Annotated in this window: 10 protein-coding genes and 1 other annotated feature; of the genes, 8 read left to right on the top strand and 2 right to left on the bottom strand. The window is 29.3% G+C overall.

Going from position 1 to position 18,953, the window contains the following annotated elements; translation table 11 throughout:
* The first annotated feature begins 57 nt into the window (after positions 1 to 57).
* Positions 58 to 3,000: an insulinase family protein gene (locus CC89_RS03755; RefSeq protein ID WP_035289216.1), complete on the top strand. Its 2,943-nt coding sequence runs from the start codon at positions 58 to 60 to the stop codon at positions 2,998 to 3,000.
* A gap of 128 nt (positions 3,001 to 3,128) precedes the next feature.
* Here the strand turns inward: CC89_RS03755 and CC89_RS20355 are convergent, their stop codons facing one another.
* Positions 3,129 to 3,305: a hypothetical protein gene (locus CC89_RS20355; RefSeq protein WP_185750667.1), complete on the bottom strand. Its 177-nt coding sequence runs from the start codon at positions 3,303 to 3,305 to the stop codon at positions 3,129 to 3,131.
* Positions 3,306 to 3,931: 626 nt separating this feature from the next.
* On the opposite strand from CC89_RS20355, the gene istA reads away from it, so the two are divergent.
* From istA to CC89_RS03785, 6 genes are all read left to right on the top strand, one after another.
* A complete protein-coding gene (gene istA, locus CC89_RS03760) occupies positions 3,932 to 5,524 on the top strand; it encodes an IS21 family transposase (RefSeq protein WP_051931461.1) in 1,593 nt (530 codons plus the stop codon).
* On the top strand, positions 5,525 to 6,283 hold the full coding sequence (gene istB / locus CC89_RS03765; RefSeq protein WP_035289149.1) for an IS21-like element helper ATPase IstB: 759 nt from the start codon (positions 5,525 to 5,527) through the stop codon (positions 6,281 to 6,283).
* Positions 6,284 to 6,440: 157 nt separating this feature from the next.
* Positions 6,441 to 6,664: a binding site (T-box leader), on the top strand.
* A gap of 483 nt (positions 6,665 to 7,147) precedes the next feature.
* Positions 7,148 to 8,434, top strand: a complete 1,287-nt coding sequence (aspS, locus tag CC89_RS03770) for an aspartate--tRNA(Asn) ligase (protein ID WP_035289221.1) — start codon at positions 7,148 to 7,150, stop codon at positions 8,432 to 8,434.
* A gap of 782 nt (positions 8,435 to 9,216) precedes the next feature.
* Complete coding sequence (gene hflX, locus CC89_RS03775) at positions 9,217 to 11,019, top strand: GTPase HflX (RefSeq protein ID WP_035289223.1); 1,803 nt, start codon at positions 9,217 to 9,219, stop codon at positions 11,017 to 11,019.
* Positions 11,020 to 11,303: 284 nt separating this feature from the next.
* Positions 11,304 to 11,855, top strand: a complete 552-nt coding sequence (locus tag CC89_RS03780) for a nitroreductase family protein (protein ID WP_035289225.1) — start codon at positions 11,304 to 11,306, stop codon at positions 11,853 to 11,855.
* Between the two features lie 136 nt (positions 11,856 to 11,991).
* Positions 11,992 to 13,374 (top strand): MATE family efflux transporter, encoded by a 1,383-nt coding sequence (locus tag CC89_RS03785; RefSeq protein WP_286161298.1) that lies wholly within the window; start codon positions 11,992 to 11,994, stop codon positions 13,372 to 13,374.
* Between the two features lie 297 nt (positions 13,375 to 13,671).
* Here the strand turns inward: CC89_RS03785 and CC89_RS03790 are convergent, their stop codons facing one another.
* Complete coding sequence (locus CC89_RS03790) at positions 13,672 to 16,941, bottom strand: DEAD/DEAH box helicase (RefSeq protein WP_185750668.1); 3,270 nt, start codon at positions 16,939 to 16,941, stop codon at positions 13,672 to 13,674.
* Positions 16,942 to 17,281: 340 nt separating this feature from the next.
* On the opposite strand from CC89_RS03790, the gene CC89_RS03795 reads away from it, so the two are divergent.
* Positions 17,282 to 18,880 (top strand): PucR family transcriptional regulator, encoded by a 1,599-nt coding sequence (locus CC89_RS03795; protein ID WP_035289228.1) that lies wholly within the window; start codon positions 17,282 to 17,284, stop codon positions 18,878 to 18,880.
* Positions 18,881 to 18,953 lie beyond the last annotated feature (73 nt).

Below are 18,953 nucleotides of genomic sequence, written 5' to 3' on the forward strand. Positions count from 1 at the left end.
GCTAATGTTTTGACAATTTGCAACAAGCATGTATAACTTAATAAGGGGGGCTAGAATATGCATAATGAATTTAAAGTTAATGAAATGTATTACGGTTTTAAATTGTTAGAAGAAAACAAAATTGATGAAATTCAGTCTGTGGCTAGGGTGTTTGAACACATTAAAAGTGGAGCAAGACTTTTACACTTGGAGAACAAGGATGATAATAAGGTATTTTGTATAAGTTTTAGGACAACCCCTACAGATAGCACTGGAGTGGCACATATATTAGAACACTCTGTGCTTTGTGGATCAAGAAAATTTAAAACTAAAGATCCTTTTGGGGATATTGCAAAAAGTTCATTGAATACTTTTTTAAATGCCATGACTTATCCAGACAGAACTAGTTATCCGGTGGCTAGCAGAAATCAAAAGGATTTTATGAATTTAATGGATGTATATTTAGATGCAGTTTTATATCCTAATATATATGAAAATCATCAAATACTTCGTCAAGAAGGATGGAGATATGAGACAGAGCCAAAGACAGATAAGTTGATTTATAAAGGTGTTGTGTATAGTGAAATGCAGGGAGCATTGTCTTCACCACAGGAAGTTTTGACAGGGGAAATATATAAATCTTTATTTCCAAATACTACGTATGCATTTAATTCTGGTGGAGCTCCAGAGGAAATACCACAGTTAACTCAGAAGAATTTTGAAGAATTTCACAGTAAATTTTATCATCCATCCAATAGTTATATTTATTTATATGGTGATCAAGATTTAGATGAATGTCTTAAATTCATAAATGAAAATTATCTTATTAATTTTCACAGAATAGAAATACCATCTCATATAGATGATGTGAAACCTTTTAAAAAAATGGTAGAAAGAATTTCAGAATATTCTATAAGTCCAGAAGAAAACGAAGAAAACAAAAGCTTTTTTGCTTTGAATTTTGTTTGTGGTGAAAATTCTAATGCTGAAGAATATTTAGCTATGAAGATACTTTATAACATGCTTATAGAATCTTCAGCTTCTCCAATAAAACTTGCTTTACTTAAGGAAGAAATAGGGGAAAGTATGCTTAACTTTGATCAAATGAATATGGATCCAACTAAACAAGCTATATTTCCTATAGCTGTAAAAAACACAGATAATAGAAAAAAAGAAAGATTTAAAGAAGTAATTTTTGAAACTTTAAGGGCTTTGGTTAAAAATGGAATAGATGAAAAGCTTTTAAAGGCGTCTATAAATTCAATTGAATTTGAACTTCGTGAAGCAGACCCATGGAGAATTGCAAATAAAGGACTTCATTATAGTGGTAAGATAATGGAGAGTTGGCTTTATGATGGTAATCCATTAACACATTTAAAATATGAGGAGAATCTTAATAAAATAAAGGATTCTATAAATGATAAGTATTTTGAGAATTTCATAGAAAAATATATGTTAAATAATAATCACTGCTCTTTAGTGGTTTTAAATCCTAAAAAAGGATTAGAAGAAAGTAAAGTAAAAGCTTTAGACGAAAAGTTACAAAATTACAAAGCTTCTTTATCAAAGGAGGAATTACACAAGCTTCAAGAGAAAAATGAAAAATTAAATAAAGCTCAAATAGCAGAGGATACAGAGGAAGCTAAGGATACTATTCCAAAATTATCATTAGAAGAAGTGTCTCCTGAAGCTGAAAAAATTCCACAAGTAGTGAAAAAAGATAAGGGCGTTACTATACTTTCTCATAATATGAATACTAATAAAATATCCTATATAAATTTATTATTTGATGCTAGTATTATTGAACAAAAATACATCCCTTATATAGGATTATTACGTGATGTTTTAGGAAAACTTCATACTGAAAAGAGAAAATATTCAGATCTTGTAACAGAAATATATAGTACTACTGGTGGTATAGATTTTGATACAGAGGTTTATAATGAAAAAAATAATATAGAAGTGTATTATCCAAAATTTATTATTAAATCTAAGGTGCTTTCAGAAAATATTCCTAATTTATTTAAACTGATAAATGAGATAATAACTTTAACTAATTTTGATGATGCTAGAAGAATTAGAGAAGTAATAAGAGAGACAAAATCAAAACTTCAAATGAGAGTTATAAATGCAGGAAATCAATTGGCTACCCTTAAGGCATATTCATGTTTCTCTAATGCTGATAAGTATAATGATATATTAAAAGGTGCAGCATATTACGAGTTCTTATGCCATTTGGAGAAGGAGTTTGAAAACAATTGTAGTGAAATTGCTGATAATTTAAGAAAAGTATATAAGACTATATTTAATAAAAATAATTTAATAATCTCATTTGTAGGAGAAAAGGAAGAAGAAAATAAGGTAAACTCTAGCATGCATATTGTATTAGATGATCTTAAGAATGAGAAAATTAATGCTGCTGAAATTAACTTTAAACCATCAAATAAAAATCAAGCATTAGTTACTGCTAGTAATGTACAATACGTGGTTAAAGCCTTTGATTTTGGAAAGCTTAACTATAAATACTCTGGAAAAATGCCCGTTCTTCAAACCATATTAAATAGTGAGTATCTTTATACAAGGGTTAGACTTCAAGGTGGAGCTTATGGATGTTATATGGATATGAGAAGAGGAAATAATATTGCTTTTGCATCGTATCGTGATCCAAATCTTACAAGAACTATAGATGTATATGATGAAGCCTATAAATTTTTAGAAGGGATAAATTACGCACAAAAGGATATGGAGAAGTTTATAATTGGCTCTGTGGGATATGTTTATAAACCATTAACTCCTGACAGAAAAGGTGAAAAGGCTACGGAAAATTATATATGTGGCATAACTTATAAAGATTTACAAAAGGAAAAAGATGAACTTTTAAATACAAAGCTACAAGACATTAAGGAATTTGCCTATATGGTAAAAGAAGGAATGAAACAAAATTATTGTTGTGTTGCTGGTAATGAAAGGGAAATAAAACAAAATAAAAATTTATTTGATGAGATAAGTATGTTACTATAGAAAACAAGAGAGAAAAAACAGTAGTCTTTAATGATAGCTCATTCTATGACAAAGTTTTATCATTTTAACTTTTAGTCATAAAAGAAACATATCATTAGGCTGCTGTTTTTATGTTTATCTTTAATCTTTTAATCTTCACGTTTTTTTTCTTCATTGAGTTTTTTTGCTAATTTTATATCTGCACTGGTTACACCACTGTTTATATGAGCTGCAGTAAAGTTGGTGATTTCGGGAGTTAAAGAACCTGAGTATTTAAATTCATCTTTTCTAATTTTATCAAAATTATTAAGTTTATTTTTATCCATAATCACATCCTCCTTAAAAATAATATTTATTGGTATATAAATATTATTTCCCTATTTGTAAGGGATATTCAGGGACAACCATGGGATGATAAATTAATCTTATGATTATCCCACAATAAGTATTACATTGCTTGAATTATGAAATTTCTCTGGAATGACTTGCATAAGAAGCGAAGGAACTATTTAAATTTAATTTTAGAAATTCTTCTTTTAGACAGATAAAATTATCGTAAGCCTGGCAAGGACGCCAGGCTAGCGAACCTGAGGCAGGACGCTGAATGTGAGCGTTAGATAATTTTATATGGCTAAAAGATTAGAATTTCTTAAATTAAATTTATTGTTCCTAGCTCTTATGCAAGTCATGGAGGAAAAATTTCATAATTCCATTACATTCTACCTTATTGTGGGTTAATCATCTTATTAATTTATTTATGAGGAATATTAATTTATGCAGTAATTTTATGTTAAATTTTAGAATACTAAATATAAAATAAAACTTTTGAATTTAATGCAAATAATATAATAAGAATGTAGGAAAAATACAAAATAAAAATGTATAAAAACCTACATTCTTATTTTGTATTTTGGACATAATTGCTATACTTCTACATGGAGGTATAACAACTATGATTAACAACTTACAAGGAGAGCTATTTCTAATGAATAGCATAGGAATTAAACCAAATTACGCCCAACTGGCAAAAAAATATGGTATGGATTGGAGGACTGTAAAAAAGTATGATCAAGGCTACAAAGGGAAACCAAAAACGAGAATTAAGAAAAGCAAGCTTGACCCATATCGTGTAGAAATTACTGATAAGTTAGCAATTCGTAGGATTACAATGAAAGGTGTTTATGAATTTATGGTGGATAAACATGGGATTAATACTATAGGTACCTATTCAAATTTCATCACTTATATCAAGAAAAACAAGTTACTACCTAAACAAAGTAATACTGGCCATCCACGTTATGAAACAAAAATTGGAAAACAAGGGCAAGTTGACTGGAAGGAGGATATAACACTTACTTCAAGATCTGGGGAAAAATACACTATAAATATTTTGCATGTAACACTTAGTTTTTCAAGATATAGCTACTTAGGACTATCCATTCAAAAAAAAACAGATGATGTTTTTAGATGTCTTATTAATTCCTTTGAAGCCTTTGGAGGAATACCAGAAGAGCTTTTGTTTGATAACATGTCCACTGTTGCAAATGTACATGGAGTAAAGAAAAAGATTACTGAAACAATGGGTAAGTTTGCAAAAGATTTTGGATTTAATGTCAGATTGTGTGGGGCAAGAAAGCCTGAAACAAAAGGGACTGTTGAAGCAAAAAATAAGGTAATTGACTGGATTCGGGCATATGATGGTGAATTTGATACATTAGATAATTTATTAGAGAAACTAAAGGAAATTAATTTAAAAATGAATATAAATATTAATACGGAAACAGGCATGTCGCCAACCGCTCTGTTTTATAAGGAAAAGGAATATCTGCATTCTTTACCAAAAGCTTCAATTATTGATACCTATCTATCACCAAATAAATATAAAGTTTCAAATGAAGCACTAATTAGATTTGGAGAGAGCAAATATTCCGTACATCCTAAGCTTATTAATGAGGAAGTTAGCGTTGATATCCTCGACAATAAACTATATATCTATTATAAAGGAAAACTTGTAACATTTCACTCAATTAATAAAAATCCAATTAATTATGTTCCAGAACATTACACGATACTTATGAAAGGGAAGGTTAAGGCTGCAGATTTAGAGGCTGTAGCTAATGAAAATTTAAAACTTATGGATAGATTATTAGAATCAAGAAAAATAGATATTTCAAATATAGAGGCTACAAAGTCACCCGAAGCATTATTAGCATATATGAATGGGAGCCCCTATGGTAACTGGATTATAGGGCAGTATGCCCATATGTCAAAAGAAAATCGAAGCACCTTTATTAAAGGAATGAATTTAGTACTTCCTTATGTAAAGAATAAAGAAATCTTCATGTCTAATTTAAAATTTTCAGTTAAAAACAATTGGTGTAAGCAATTAGATTATGATTGCTGGATAAATGATTTTATGGCAGTATGCGATGCAGAATGCATTCTAACAGATGAAGGATATAAAATAATTCATAATAAATATGAAAAAGAAATACAGGAGTTTACCTTAGGGCAGGCTCCAGGGATCGTGAGGATGAATTGCTAAATGAACAACTACAATACCCTTATTAATAACCTGGACACACTTGAATTAGTGCGAATTAGAGAGAACATTGATAGATACATAGATATGATGACAGACGGTAGCAAAACACCTGTTGATGCCTTATATGAATTAAGCCAATTAGAAATAAATTTCAAGAAGGATGCTGTAATAAAAGGGAATGTAAAAGTTGCTAATTTTCCGTTTTTAAAAGAAATTGATCAGTTTGACTTTGGATTTCAACCCTCAATAGATAAGGGAAAAATCATGGATTTTATAACACTTAGATTTTTAGAAAAGACGGAAAATATAATATTTTGTGGAAGTCCAGGAGTTGGGAAAACAAATTTAGCTGTATCAATAGGTATTGAAGCGGCTAAGCAACGTAATTGTGTGTATTTTATCACATTCCAGGAACTTATATCACAACTAAAAAAAGCAAGTGAAGAAAACAGGTTAGAAAGAAGAATAAAGTGGTTTTGCCGTTATAAACTTCTTATAATAGATGAACTGGGATATCAAAAGATGAATAATGAGTCTGCCAACTTATTCTTTAATCTTATAGCCAAAAGGTACGAGAAATCTTCTACAATAATAACAACTAATTCTCCCTTTTCAAAATGGGGTGATATTTTTCAGGAGCCAGTATTAACAAATGCTCTTTTGGATAGATTACTGCATCATTGCTCAGTTATCAATATAAATGGTCCATCATATCGCCTTAAAGATCAACTTCAATCAATCACTGCTGAGGAGGGGTAAAAGTACTAAATAAAAATGTAGGTTTTCCTACCATATTATTTTTGAAAAAACCTACATTTTTATATTGACATTTGCATTAAAACATCAGACAAATTGTAAAAATGTAAAACATTGTGTTGACAATTGTGAAGATCCATAATAAAATAACTAGTAATAGTTAAATTCTTTGAAGGGAAGAGTAAGCATTTTAAGATTACTCTCAGCGAGTTAGGGGTGGTGTGAGCCTAACAGGAAATTAAATGCTGAAAGACGTCCTGGAGATGTTTACCTGAAAGCGTAGGTTATTAGGGTAAGCCGGGTTTCACCGTTATATGATTCTAAGTGAACTTTTAAATTTAAGGTTAAAAAGGATGGTACCGTGGGAATATACTCACTCCTGGTTTGGAGTGGGTTTTTTTTATTATCATCTTAAATATGGCAATGCATGGCTATATTGTTTTTAACCAGTGAATTTAGGGTTAATTAGGGTGGTACCGCGAAAAATTCGTCCCTTAGGCATTGAGCTTAAGGGATTTATTTTTTTATAATATGTAAGTATAAAATTGTAATTTAGTAAAGTAGTTTCTAATTAAAATTTTAAATTAACATTGCGCAGTGTTAAAGGGTAAAAAATTTAAATCAGCACATTATTCTATTGATTATGAAGATTTAAGAATAAGTAAATACATTGGTTTAAGTATCAAATTATAAAAGCTACTATTTAACTGAATATAAACTTATTAGAGTAGCGTAAAGTAAGCGATAACCATGAATTTATTAGAGATAGTGTAAAGTGAGATATGAAAAAAATTAGCCTTAAAAAATATGCTCCTTAGAGCTCAAATGGTTAAAATTTTTATATCAAATAGACTAGGAGGAATTTTTATGAAACGAATATTAGTTAAAAATTTATATAATGAAGTTAATAATGAAGTTTGTATTAAAGGCTGGGTGCATAAAATTAGAAAGCTTAGCAAAGTATCTTTTTTAATATTAAGAGATAGAACTGGACTGATTCAATGTGTATTAGGCAATAATGTGGATATTAAAGATCTTAAACTAGAATCAGTTATAGAGATAGTAGGTAAGATTGTAGAGGGCAAAAACAAAATAAGCAATGTGGAAATACAAGTAGGGGAGTTGAAAATTATATCTAAAGCACAGGAAGAGCTCCCAATAGAAGTTAATAAAGAAGATTTGGAGGCCAATTTGGAAACTATACTAGATCATAGGGTTTTAAGCTTAAGACATGAAAAAATAAATAGCATATTTAAAATACAAAGCATTATAGCCCAGGGATTTAGAGAATTTTTAGTTGAAAAAGGCTTTACAGAAATTTTTACTCCTAAAATAGTTTCAGAAGGTGCAGAAGGAGGCACAGCCATTTTTAAAGTTAAGTATTTTGAGAGAGAGGCGTATCTAGCTCAAAGTCCTCAATTTTATAAACAAATGCTGGTAGGCGCGGGATATGAAAGGGTTTTTGAGATAGCTCATGTGTATAGAGCCGAGGAACACAATACAAGCAGACATTTAAATGAATATGTGAGCATGGACTTAGAGATGGGATTTATAGAAGATGAAAAAGAAATAATACAGTTAGAAACGGGTATTTTAAAACACATTATGTTTAAGTTAACCCATAGGTGTAAGGATTTATTGGATAGTTTACAAATTAAACTGCCAAAAATAAAAGAAACTATTCCTTCCATTACCTTTTCAGAAGCCATAAATATATTAGAAAGAGAATATGATAAGTACTGTGAAGAGGGAGATTTGGACCCACAGGGCGAGAAGCTAATATGTAAGTACGCAGAGGAAAAATTAGGCTCAGAATTTTTATTTATAACAGACTACCCAAGAAAGAAGAGACCTATGTACACTATGCCTAAGGGTAAAGAATTTACCCATTCCTTTGACCTTTTATTTAGAGGATTGGAGATTACCACAGGGGGACAAAGAATACATGAACATTCTATGTTAAAGGAAAATATGATATATAAAGGTTTAAGCCCGGATAACTTTACAGCATATATGGAAGTATTTAAATATGGAATGCCGCCTCATGGGGGACTTGCCATAGGATTAGAAAGATTGACTTCTCAGATATTGGGATTAAAAAACGTGAGGGAGGCTTCTTTATTTCCTAGAGATAGAACAAGGATATTGCCGTAGACAAATTTATTTTGCCCATGGGCTTTACAATATAATACTATCATTGTATAATATATAATATAAATCATATTAATGGAATTTGTCTGAAAGGAGACTGTAAAATGATTAATTTAATATTTGGAAACAAGTTGAGAAATAATTTAACAATAAAATATGCAGTCTGCTGTCAGAGAAAGTTCTTATAATTTATTAGCATAAATAATAGAAATTATCCTAATGAATGTGGCTTGTGTTTGTGTGAGTTAAATTGTGTTTAATACAAGCAACATTATATTAATATTTAAAAGTATTAATATTTAAGGATGTTGATGTTTATGAATTGTTTTTTGCTAATACTATATATGTTATTGACCGCAGATATATAAACTGCGGTTTTGTTAATATAATAAAGTTAATTAACCGTGGAGAAATCTACGGTTTTTTATATTTATTTTCAAAGGTTATGCTAAAGGCTGCAGTATGCTTCTAGATATTTATTCTAGGGCAACTGTAGCTTTTTTATAACTAAAATAAACGGGAGCATACAGAGCTTGCTCCTAATTTATAGGGGGGTTATGAAAATGAGAATTTGGATGAGAATACGTTATTTTTAAAAAAATATATTAAAACAATTACAGATTAGTTTATCTGATGGCTACTTAACGTAAAATTTCCATTGTACATTAAATGAGAATGCAGTGGTGGCTATATTCACGGAGAATAATTTTAAGCTTCCTATGAAGCAAAACTTTCCATGAAAAAAGAACTTAGATTATTTACTAAATTTAAATAGGGGTGATTTTATGATACAAGGAAATATTGATGGTATAAGAAAATCTATTTTAGAAAGAATTGAAAATTTATATGATATAAGTATAGATAAATATAGTATTTTTTCTTATGAATTAGTAGATGAAATGAATGATATTAGTAGGATAATAAGAAAGGAAATAAGTGTAGCTATAGATAGAAAGGGAAAAATCCTTAGCGTTATAGTTGGTGACAGTAGAAGCGCCCAGATGCCATTTATTGAGGATAAAGGTAAAAGGCTTAGTGGCATTAGAATAATTCACACTCATCCCAGCGGGAATCCTAAGCTTTCCTCACTGGACATATCAGCTCTTTTAGATATGAAATTAGATGCTATGGTATCCATTGGAGTTAAAGAAAACACTGGTGATGCTAGGGTAAATATAGGTTTATGTGATGTATATGATAAAATTTTAATTTGTAGTGAACTTAAAAATTTGAGTATTAAGCAGGCTATAGATTTTCATTTTATGGATAAGGTTGGATATATAGATAAAATTATCACAGAGATTGAAGTATCTGAGGAAGGAATTGAAAGGGCAATTTTAGTTAGTACAGATAGTGAAGAGAGTTTAGAAGAGCTTCAGGGACTTGCAGAAGCCTGTGAAGTTCTTCCTGTATATAAAGTTTTTCAGAAAAAGAATAGAATAGATTCAGCTTATTATACAGGTCAAGGAAAGGCACAGGAACTTAAGTATTTAAGGCAAATTAAAAATGCAAACCTTGTAGTTTTTGATGATGAATTGTCTGGATCTCAAGTTAGAAATCTTGAAGAAAGGATTGGATGTAAAGTAATAGATAGAACCACATTGATACTGGAAATATTCGCAAAGAGGGCTAAAAGTAAGCAAGCTAAATTACAAGTGGAGCTAGCTATACTTAAGCACAGACTTTCAAGATTAAGAGGTTTTGGTGCTGATCTTGATAAGATAAAAGGTGGTGTAGGTACAAAAGGAGGTGTAGGTTCAAGAGGTCCTGGTGAAAAGAAACTTGAAACTGATAGAAGGCACATAGAAAAAAGAATACAGGACATTAAGGAGGAGCTTTTGAGAATAGCTTCCAATAGAGCAGTTCAAAGGGAGAATAGAAACAAGGGAAGCATAAGTAAGGTAGCGTTAGTTGGGTATACTAATGCTGGAAAATCAACTTTACGTAATAAGCTTTGTGAAATTTCATCTTGTAATAATAAATTAAAGAATGAAGTTTTTGAGGCAGATATGCTTTTTGCCACACTAGACACCACTGTAAGAGCTGTAGTTTTAAATGACAATAGAAAGATTGCTTTGTCAGATACTGTTGGATTTATAAGTAAACTTCCTCACGAATTAGTGGAAGCTTTTAAGTCAACTTTAGAGGAGGTTATAGAAGCAGATGTTCTTCTGCATGTGGTGGATGCTTCAAGTGAGGAAGCTTTAGAGCAGATAAAAGCTGTTAATGATGTGCTAGGAGAGCTAAATGTACTACACAAAAATATCATAGTTATTTTGAATAAAATTGATAAAGTTTCTATAGCTAATTTAGAATCTTTAAGAAGTTTTTTAAAGGATCAGAAGGTGGAGGAGGTAAGTGCTATAACTGGTAAAAATCTTAATTTACTGTTAAAAACCATAGGAGAAGAAATTCCAGTAAAGCTTATCCAAAAGGAATTTATTATTCCTTACCATGAGCAGGCTATGGTTTCTATGCTTCATGAAAACTGCAATATTGTAAATGAAGATTATAGAGAAGAAGGAGCTTATATTAAGGCGCAGGTGTATGAAGAAATATATGAAAGATGCAAAAAATTTGAGGTTTAAGGTACATGAAAAGAAATAACAAATCGAATATGCTAGTAGTTATTTAAATGTGCCTAACTTGTTTACATTTTAAATTATTGCTGTATAATTAAATAGTGATATATTATTTACGTTATAGAATTTAATTAGTTATACAGCTATGTTTATTTTAACAGGAAGTTTGGAGTGAACATTGATAATTTTGGTAAGTTTGTTTGGATATATTGACAAGAAGCGCTCACTTCAACTAAGTAAGTAGGGGTAATTTATAAAGTTGTAAATAGTATATGATAGGAGGAATTTGCATGAATACTATTATAGAAAATATTAAAAAGAGAAGAAGCATAAGAGATTATAAGAAAGAACAAATAAAAGAAGAAGAATTGCAGGCTATATTGGAAGCTGCTATCTATGCTCCTTCTGGTTGTAATGCTCAATCATGGCACTTTACTGTTATTCAAGACAGAGAACTAATAAATCTTATGAGCAATGTGGCAAAGGAAAAGTTAAAAACTTCTTCAGATGAAGGTTTTAGAAATATGGCAAATAATAAAGATTTAGACTTAACTCATGGAGCGCCAACTTTAGTGGTAGTATCAGGCAGACAAGATGCTTATTCACCATTAACTGATTGTTCTGCCGCCATACAAAATATGCTTCTTGTAGCGGAAAGTTTAGATATAGGTTCTCTTTGGATAGGACTTATTGGACTTTCTTTTGACCATGAAGAGGTGGCTAGAAAACTAAACATTCCAGAGGGATATAAGCCTTACTATGGAGTTGCCTTTGGTTATAAAGGTTCTGGAGAAGTTAGAGCTCCTAGAAGAAAAGAAAATGTTATAAGCTATATTAGATAACTGTTAATTAGTTATATCATATATAAGTGAGAAGTAACCACTTTGAAAAATCTTCAAGGTGGTTATTTTTTTTGCTGGTATTGGATTGAATATAAAAAATTAAAATTAAGAAGGAAATGTTAAGGAGGAAAAACTTGTGGGAAAATCTATATCAATAGGTTTAAGTCAAATATTTAGTGATAAAAAATTTTATAAAAACACTTTTAGGCTGTCGCTGCCTATAATTATTCAATATCTAATAGTGTCTTCTTTAAATATGCTAGATACTGTTATGATAGGAAGGGTAGGAGAAGTAGAACTAGCATCTGTGGGTATAGCCAACCAATATTATTTTCTTTATAGTTTAATAGTAATGGGTATAAGTTCAGGTTGTGCTGTACTTATATCACAGCTCTGGGGAAAAAGAGATAAGGATAATATAAAAAGAGTATTAGGCATTGGTATAGTAAGTGGGACGGTTATAACCATTTTATTTTTTATAGTAGCTTTATTTATACCAGGGAAAATTATTGCAATATTTAACAAGGATACAAGGGTAATAAAGTTAGGAGCAGACTATTTAAAAATTGTATGTTTTAGTTATATTTTCACTACATTTAGTTTTAATTATGCTACAGCATTGAAGAGTATAGAAAATGCTACTGTTCCAATGTTAGCTAGTTTAATGGGACTTATAGGCAATGGAATTTTAAATTATATATTTATATTTGGAAAGCTAGGATTACCTGCCATGGGAGTTAAAGGGGCAGCGCTGGCTACATTAATAGCAAGAATTTTGGAATTAAGTGTTTTAATTATCTATGTATACGGGAAAAAAGGAATACTTGCAGTAAGGATAAAAGATATAACTTCTACTACATATCCTTTGTTTAAAAATTTATACAAGATAGTAATTCCTGTAGTTGTGAATGAAGCTTGCTGGGGGCTTGGAAATGTAACTTATTCTGTGATATATGGAAGAATAGGTACTAAGGCTACCGCAGCTATACAAATCTGCAGTACAATATTTAATTTTTTTATGATAATAAACTTTGCATTAGGTAATGCTTCGGTAGTAATAATAGGAAAGGAAATAGGAGCTGGAAGAGAAGAAAGAGGAAAGTTATACGCTAAACGAATATGTGCCATTTCTTTAGGCGTTGGAGCTATTTTATCTCTTGTTTTATTTATTACATCACCATGGTTACTTTCTGTATTTAATGTTTCTAGTGAAGTAATTAAGAGTGCACTATACATCCTATACATATATTCTGCTATATTTACCATTAAGACATTTAACTTCATAATAATAGTAGGTATATTACGTGGTGGTGGAGATGCTACTTATGGAGTATATGTCCAAGCTATTACTCTATGGTGTATAGGGATACCAGCAGCTTTTATAGCAGCATTTGTATTTAAATTACCCGTTCATATAGTTGTGTTAATGTCAATGATAGAAGAAGTAGTTAAAACTGTAATAGTATTAAGGAGATTTATATCAAATAAATGGATTCATAATGTGGTGAAAGATATATAAAATATGAATTTAGTATGGAATTTACATATAATTGGGCATGTAAAAATAGTTTATGATAAATAACATTAGTATGATTATTCTAGAAAAAGCATTACATTACCTGAACTATGAAATTTATCCGGAATGACTTGCATAAGAAACAAAGAAACTGTTTAAATTTAATTTTAGAAATTCTTAAATTAAATTTATTGTTCCGAGCTCTTATGCAAGTCTTGGAGGAGAAATTTTATAGTTCCACCACATTATATATTTGCCAAAGTTCCTTTTGAAATTTGTATTATTTTTGTATTATTATAGTTATATTTGAAACAATTCTTTTATTTCTTCTTCACTCATTTTTCCTAAAACATTCACATCGGAAGCATTTTCAATAGTCATATTAAAAATATCTTTTTTCTTTTCTTGAAGCTTTTGAATTTTTTCTTCTATGGTACCTTTAGCTACTAGTTTTATAACTTCTACGGTTTTTTTCTGACCAATTCTATGAGCCCTGTCAGAAGCTTGATTTTCCACAGATGGGTTCCACCAAGGGTCAAAGTGAATAACTGTGTCTGCTCCAGTTAAATTTAAGCCTGTACCACCAGCTTTTAATGATATTAAAAAAACGCTGCATTTTCCTACATTAAACTCATTTACCATATTGATTCTATCTTCACTTTTTACAGAACCGTCTAAGTACATATAGTTTATATTTTTATTTTTTAATTCTTCAGCTATATTTTTAAGCATTGATGTAAATTGAGAGAATACCAAAACTCTATGGTCTTCTTCTAATATATTGTCTAATATATCTAAAAGTGCTGTTACTTTAGAACTTTCTCCTTTATAATCTTGTACGAATATTGCTGGGTCACAGCAAATTTGTCTTAGTCTTGTTAAAAGTGATAAAATTTTAAATTTGCTTTTATTAAATCCCATTTCATTTATGTTCTCATCAATTTCATTTTTAAAGGAATTAACGTAGGAAGTATAAAGTTTCTTTTGTTCATCACATAAATCTACAATAACTGTATGTTCTATTTTTTTAGGAAGTTCTTTTATAACATCATTTTTATGTCTTCTAAGAATAAAAGGTTTTATATGGTTATTCAGTTCTTTTAATGCCTCTTCATTTTTGTTTTTTAGTACAGGGTTTTCATATAGAGTTCTGAATTTAGTGTGGTTTAAAAGGTATCCTGGCATTATAAAGTCAAATATGGACCAAAGTTCTGTAAGAGAATTCTCTATAGGGGTACCAGTTAAGGCAAAACGTCCCTTAGCTTTTAAGTTTTTTACAGCATGGGCACTTTGTGAATGAGGATTTTTTATAGCTTGTGCTTCATCTAAAAAACAGTAACTGAAAGCTATAGCTTTATATTCATCTATATCTATTCTTATAAGAGGATAAGAGGTAATTATCACATCAAGATTATTAATATTTTTCATTTTTTCATATCTTAAATCTTTATTACCACACATAACTTCTACCTTAAGCTCAGGAGCAAATTTTTGTATTTCATTTTCCCAGTTATACACAAGGGAAGTTGGGCATACCACTAGAGAAGGATTAACTTGATCATCATTTTCTCTAGAAGCAATAAATGCAATAGCTTGAAGAGTTTTTCCAAGACCCATCTCATCAGCTAATATACCTCCAAAGCCATAGTGTGCTAAGGTTTTTAGCCACTTAAATCCTGTTTTTTGATAATCTCTTAGCATGTTTTGTATGTGACTTGGAGCTTTAAAATCACTTTCATGAACTTCCTTTATATTATTTATGGTTTCTCTAAATTTATTGTTTTTTTCAACTTCCACAATTTCATTGTCTTTAAATTTTTGGTCTAAATATAAGGCGTTATATTTACTTAGCAGAATTTTTTCAGACGAAAGTTGAGAGTTTTTAATCCCTAAGTAATCAATGGTGTTGGTGAAATCTTCGAGAGCTAAAGAATTTAATAGTACAAAGCTTCCATTTTTTAATTTATGATAGTTCTTTTTAGTTTTTATACTATTAAAAATATCTACTAGTTCGTTATTGTCTATATTATCCATATTAAAAGAAATTTCTAGAAGGTCATCATCATTTATTCTTAAAGAGGATTTTATACTAGAAGAACTGTGAACTTTCATATTTTTAAAATCGTCAGAGTAAAACAAGTTGCTTGTATTTTGTAGACTTGTTATACCTCTATATAAGAAGTCCACTATAGCTCCTTCATCCTTAAGAATTAGGAAAGTGTTCTCCTTTTGAAAACCGTGTTTCTTTAATAGATTTAAGATTTCTAGTTCTTTTTTATTTTCTCTTATAATAATAACTTCACTATTATTTTCTTCATTTAAAGGGTTTATTTTATGTATGCCGTATTTAAATTCTAAATTGGCAATTATATGATTATCAATTTTATCTAGATATATATTACTTTCTAAAGGTTCTTTAAGTATATAATCTTTTATTTCATCTTTAATTTGAATTGTTGAAGTTATATTTTTTACAAAAGGTATTATGTATTCTGAAAAATCTCCCCAGCTGCTTCTAGGTATTACTATAGGATTTTTCTTTAAAAATTTATTGTGAAAGGGTATGTAATGGTTAATTTGGATTTTGCTTGGTGCATATATTTTATCTTTACATAAAAAGTACTTCCCATCACTAGTTAGTGGCAAAAATGGGGGATTTTTTTGAAGCAATAATATATTTTTATGATTTCCACTTATCTGTAATTCTATAGGTAAATTTTCATGAACTACATTTACATTTTCAAAAGTTTTATTGTTAAGTTTAAAAGTAAAAATGTGATTATCTAAATAGGAAAGAAGTCTTTTAAACTGTAATTCATTTAAAGAAACTTGTTTGCCTTTGAAAAATTTCACAGAATTATTGTAGTAACTTAAATTTGAGCTAATGCTTGTTTGAGTCTCATATATTTCTTGAATTAAGCGAATAATTTTTTTATCCTCTGACTTAAAGGTATGGCAATGAGGATCGTATGTAAAGCCTTTGCCAAACTCTAAGGTTTCTAATGAATTAACCGCTTCTATAAATTGCTTCATATTTTTAACTACATATTTTTTATGTTCACCTATTTTTAATTCAATGGAAAATTCATCAGGGTGACAGTTATATTTATCTACAGCTAGTATTATGTCTAGTGCTAGTTCTTTTTTATTTAAAATATTATAATCTAATTCCTGTTTTATTGAATTTACAAAAGAAGTAATATCAATAGATTCAGTATTAATTTTCTTTCTATTTTTTTTTGCATTACTTATATCTATGTATTTTAAAAGTAATGCTACTGTGTGTTTACACAAGCCTTCGTATTTTGTAAAGGCTTCACAGTTACAAAAGCAACTGGAAAGGTTTAGTTTTTCCTCATGTTCTTTAAGAAGCACTGCAATGCAATTATAAGTTTTATAATTGGAATCTTTTACATTGGCAAAGATTCTTTGACATGGGTTACCATAATCATCTTCTATATCCTCTATAGAAAAGTTTGATATTTTATTTTCTTCATAATATTCTTTCCCCCTTTGAAAGGTAGAACTATAACATAAATTTTTTAAATCTTCCTTAGAAAAATTAATCATAAAAAGCACCTCATATGGTTTTAGTATATACTTTAGATTATATCAATATTTGAGAAATTATAAACAAAAGAATATTAAAACAGTAGATATTTCTAATTAACTACAATAGAAATTTCATAATTCAAGTAATGTAATGCTTTTGTGGGATAATCATTTAATGTGTATTAATGCTAGTAAAGCTTACTAATGATATTTCAAATTATTTTTGGTATAATATATTTATAATGCAATGTATGTGTAGATATAAGAGTTTAGTATATTAATGGCATTCAAATAATTTTATTGAATGCCTTGTTTTTGTATATATATTCCAAAACCTAATGAGAAAGACGGTGGTTTTATGTTAACATTAAGGAAGATGATGGAGATTTCCAGATTTTATGATTTTGAAGTATTAGCCGGAGAAGAAGGATTAGGTAGAGAAGTGAAATCTGTAACAGTTATGGATGCTCCAGACATATACAACTGGATGAAGGGTGGAGAATTTTTAATTACTACAGGATACTCTATTAAGGATAATCCTAAATATATAGAGTTTTTAATTAAAAAATTAAATGAAAAGGGCGCTGCTGGATTAGGAATAAAACTGGGAAGATTTATTAGGGAAGTCCCAGAATCTGTGGTTCATGTAGCCAATGAGCTAAGATTCCCTTTGATACATATTCCCGTAAAATATGCTTTTGTAGATATAATAAACCCTGTATTATCTAATCTTGTAAATGCACAATCTAGAAAACTTATGTATTCTGAAAAAATACATAAATCATTTACTCAACTGGTTATAAGTGGGGGGAACACCCAGCAAATAATAGATACTCTTGAAGATATATTAGAGATAGACATAATATTTTATGATTTATATTTCAATAAATACTATTTTGGGAAAAATAATGATAAATTAATAAAGAAAATGCAAAATTCATCTTTGGAAAATATGTTGAAAGAATATAATTATTACACGGTTTCTATCCATAAGCAAAATTATGGATATATATTTTTGATGCATGATATAAACAATGAAACCTTAAAGGAATATGCAGAGATAGCTTTAGAACATGCAGCAACTGTACTTAAACTTAATGTACAAAATAAAATATCAAATTTGCAAGTTGAAAGAAGATATAGAAGTGAATTTGTACAGGATATAATAATGAAAAATATAAAGTCTATAGAAGAAGTAAAAAATAGAGCTAAAATCTATGGATGGACCTTTGACAGTGGATTTCTTTGTTTGATTGTAGATATAGATAACTATAAGGCTCAGTACATAAAAATGAATAAAAAATATTATAGCGGGACTTTAGAAAATATAAAAGAGCAGATATTTATAACTACTAGGAAAATAATGAAAAAGTATTTTGAACAAAGGGTATATACAACCTTTAGTGATAGCATAGTGTTTTTATTAGAAGCATTTGAAGGGGATAATGAAAAATTACAAAAGAGTTTAGATAATATCTGCAGTGAAATAAGAAAAGAAATATTAAGGGTAAATGGTTTTACTGTTACCATAGGCATAGGAGAATATAAGACATCTATAATGGATATGCATGAAAGCTTTAAGGAAGCTCAAAAGGCTATAAAGCTTGGTAGGATTATGTATAATAAAAATAAAACCATATTTTACAATAAATTAGGTATATACAAATTGTTATCTAGCATATATTCCACTCAGGACGCTTGTGAATTTTGCAGAGAAAAATTAAAAAATATTATAGAATATGACGCAAAATATAATGGTAATTTTACAGAAACTTTAAAATGCATAGTTAAAAATGATTGGAATTTAAAAAGTGCATCTAGGGATATGTATATACACTACAATACAATAAAGTATAGGTTTAATAAGATAAATGAAATATTAAATATTAACTTACAAAATCAGGAGGAAAAACTCAATATAGCTATAGCATTAAAACTTTTGGATATGCAGGAGTGATGATGAAGTTGTTATAGGTGGACAATAATTGTCCACTTTTTTCGTCCTCGAAGTACGAAGTAAAACAATATAA

The sequence above is a fragment of the Clostridium sp. KNHs214 genome (assembly GCF_000744935.1).
Taxonomy (GTDB): domain Bacteria; phylum Bacillota; class Clostridia; order Clostridiales; family Clostridiaceae; genus Haloimpatiens.

Bases quoted from the DNA above. Each gene is read 5' to 3' on its own strand.
- CC89_RS03755 (WP_035289216.1), top strand. From the start codon at position 58: ATGCATAATGAATTTAAAGTTAATGAAATGTATTACGGTTTTAAATTG.
- CC89_RS20355 (WP_185750667.1), bottom strand. From the start codon at position 3,305: ATGGATAAAAATAAACTTAATAATTTTGATAAAATTAGAAAAGATGAA.
- istA (WP_051931461.1), top strand. From the start codon at position 3,932: ATGATTAACAACTTACAAGGAGAGCTATTTCTAATGAATAGCATAGGA.
- istB (WP_035289149.1), top strand. From the start codon at position 5,525: ATGAACAACTACAATACCCTTATTAATAACCTGGACACACTTGAATTA.
- aspS (WP_035289221.1), top strand. From the start codon at position 7,148: ATGAAACGAATATTAGTTAAAAATTTATATAATGAAGTTAATAATGAA.
- hflX (WP_035289223.1), top strand. From the start codon at position 9,217: ATGATACAAGGAAATATTGATGGTATAAGAAAATCTATTTTAGAAAGA.
- CC89_RS03780 (WP_035289225.1), top strand. From the start codon at position 11,304: ATGAATACTATTATAGAAAATATTAAAAAGAGAAGAAGCATAAGAGAT.
- CC89_RS03790 (WP_185750668.1), bottom strand. From the start codon at position 16,941: ATGATTAATTTTTCTAAGGAAGATTTAAAAAATTTATGTTATAGTTCT.
- CC89_RS03795 (WP_035289228.1), top strand. From the start codon at position 17,282: ATGTTAACATTAAGGAAGATGATGGAGATTTCCAGATTTTATGATTTT.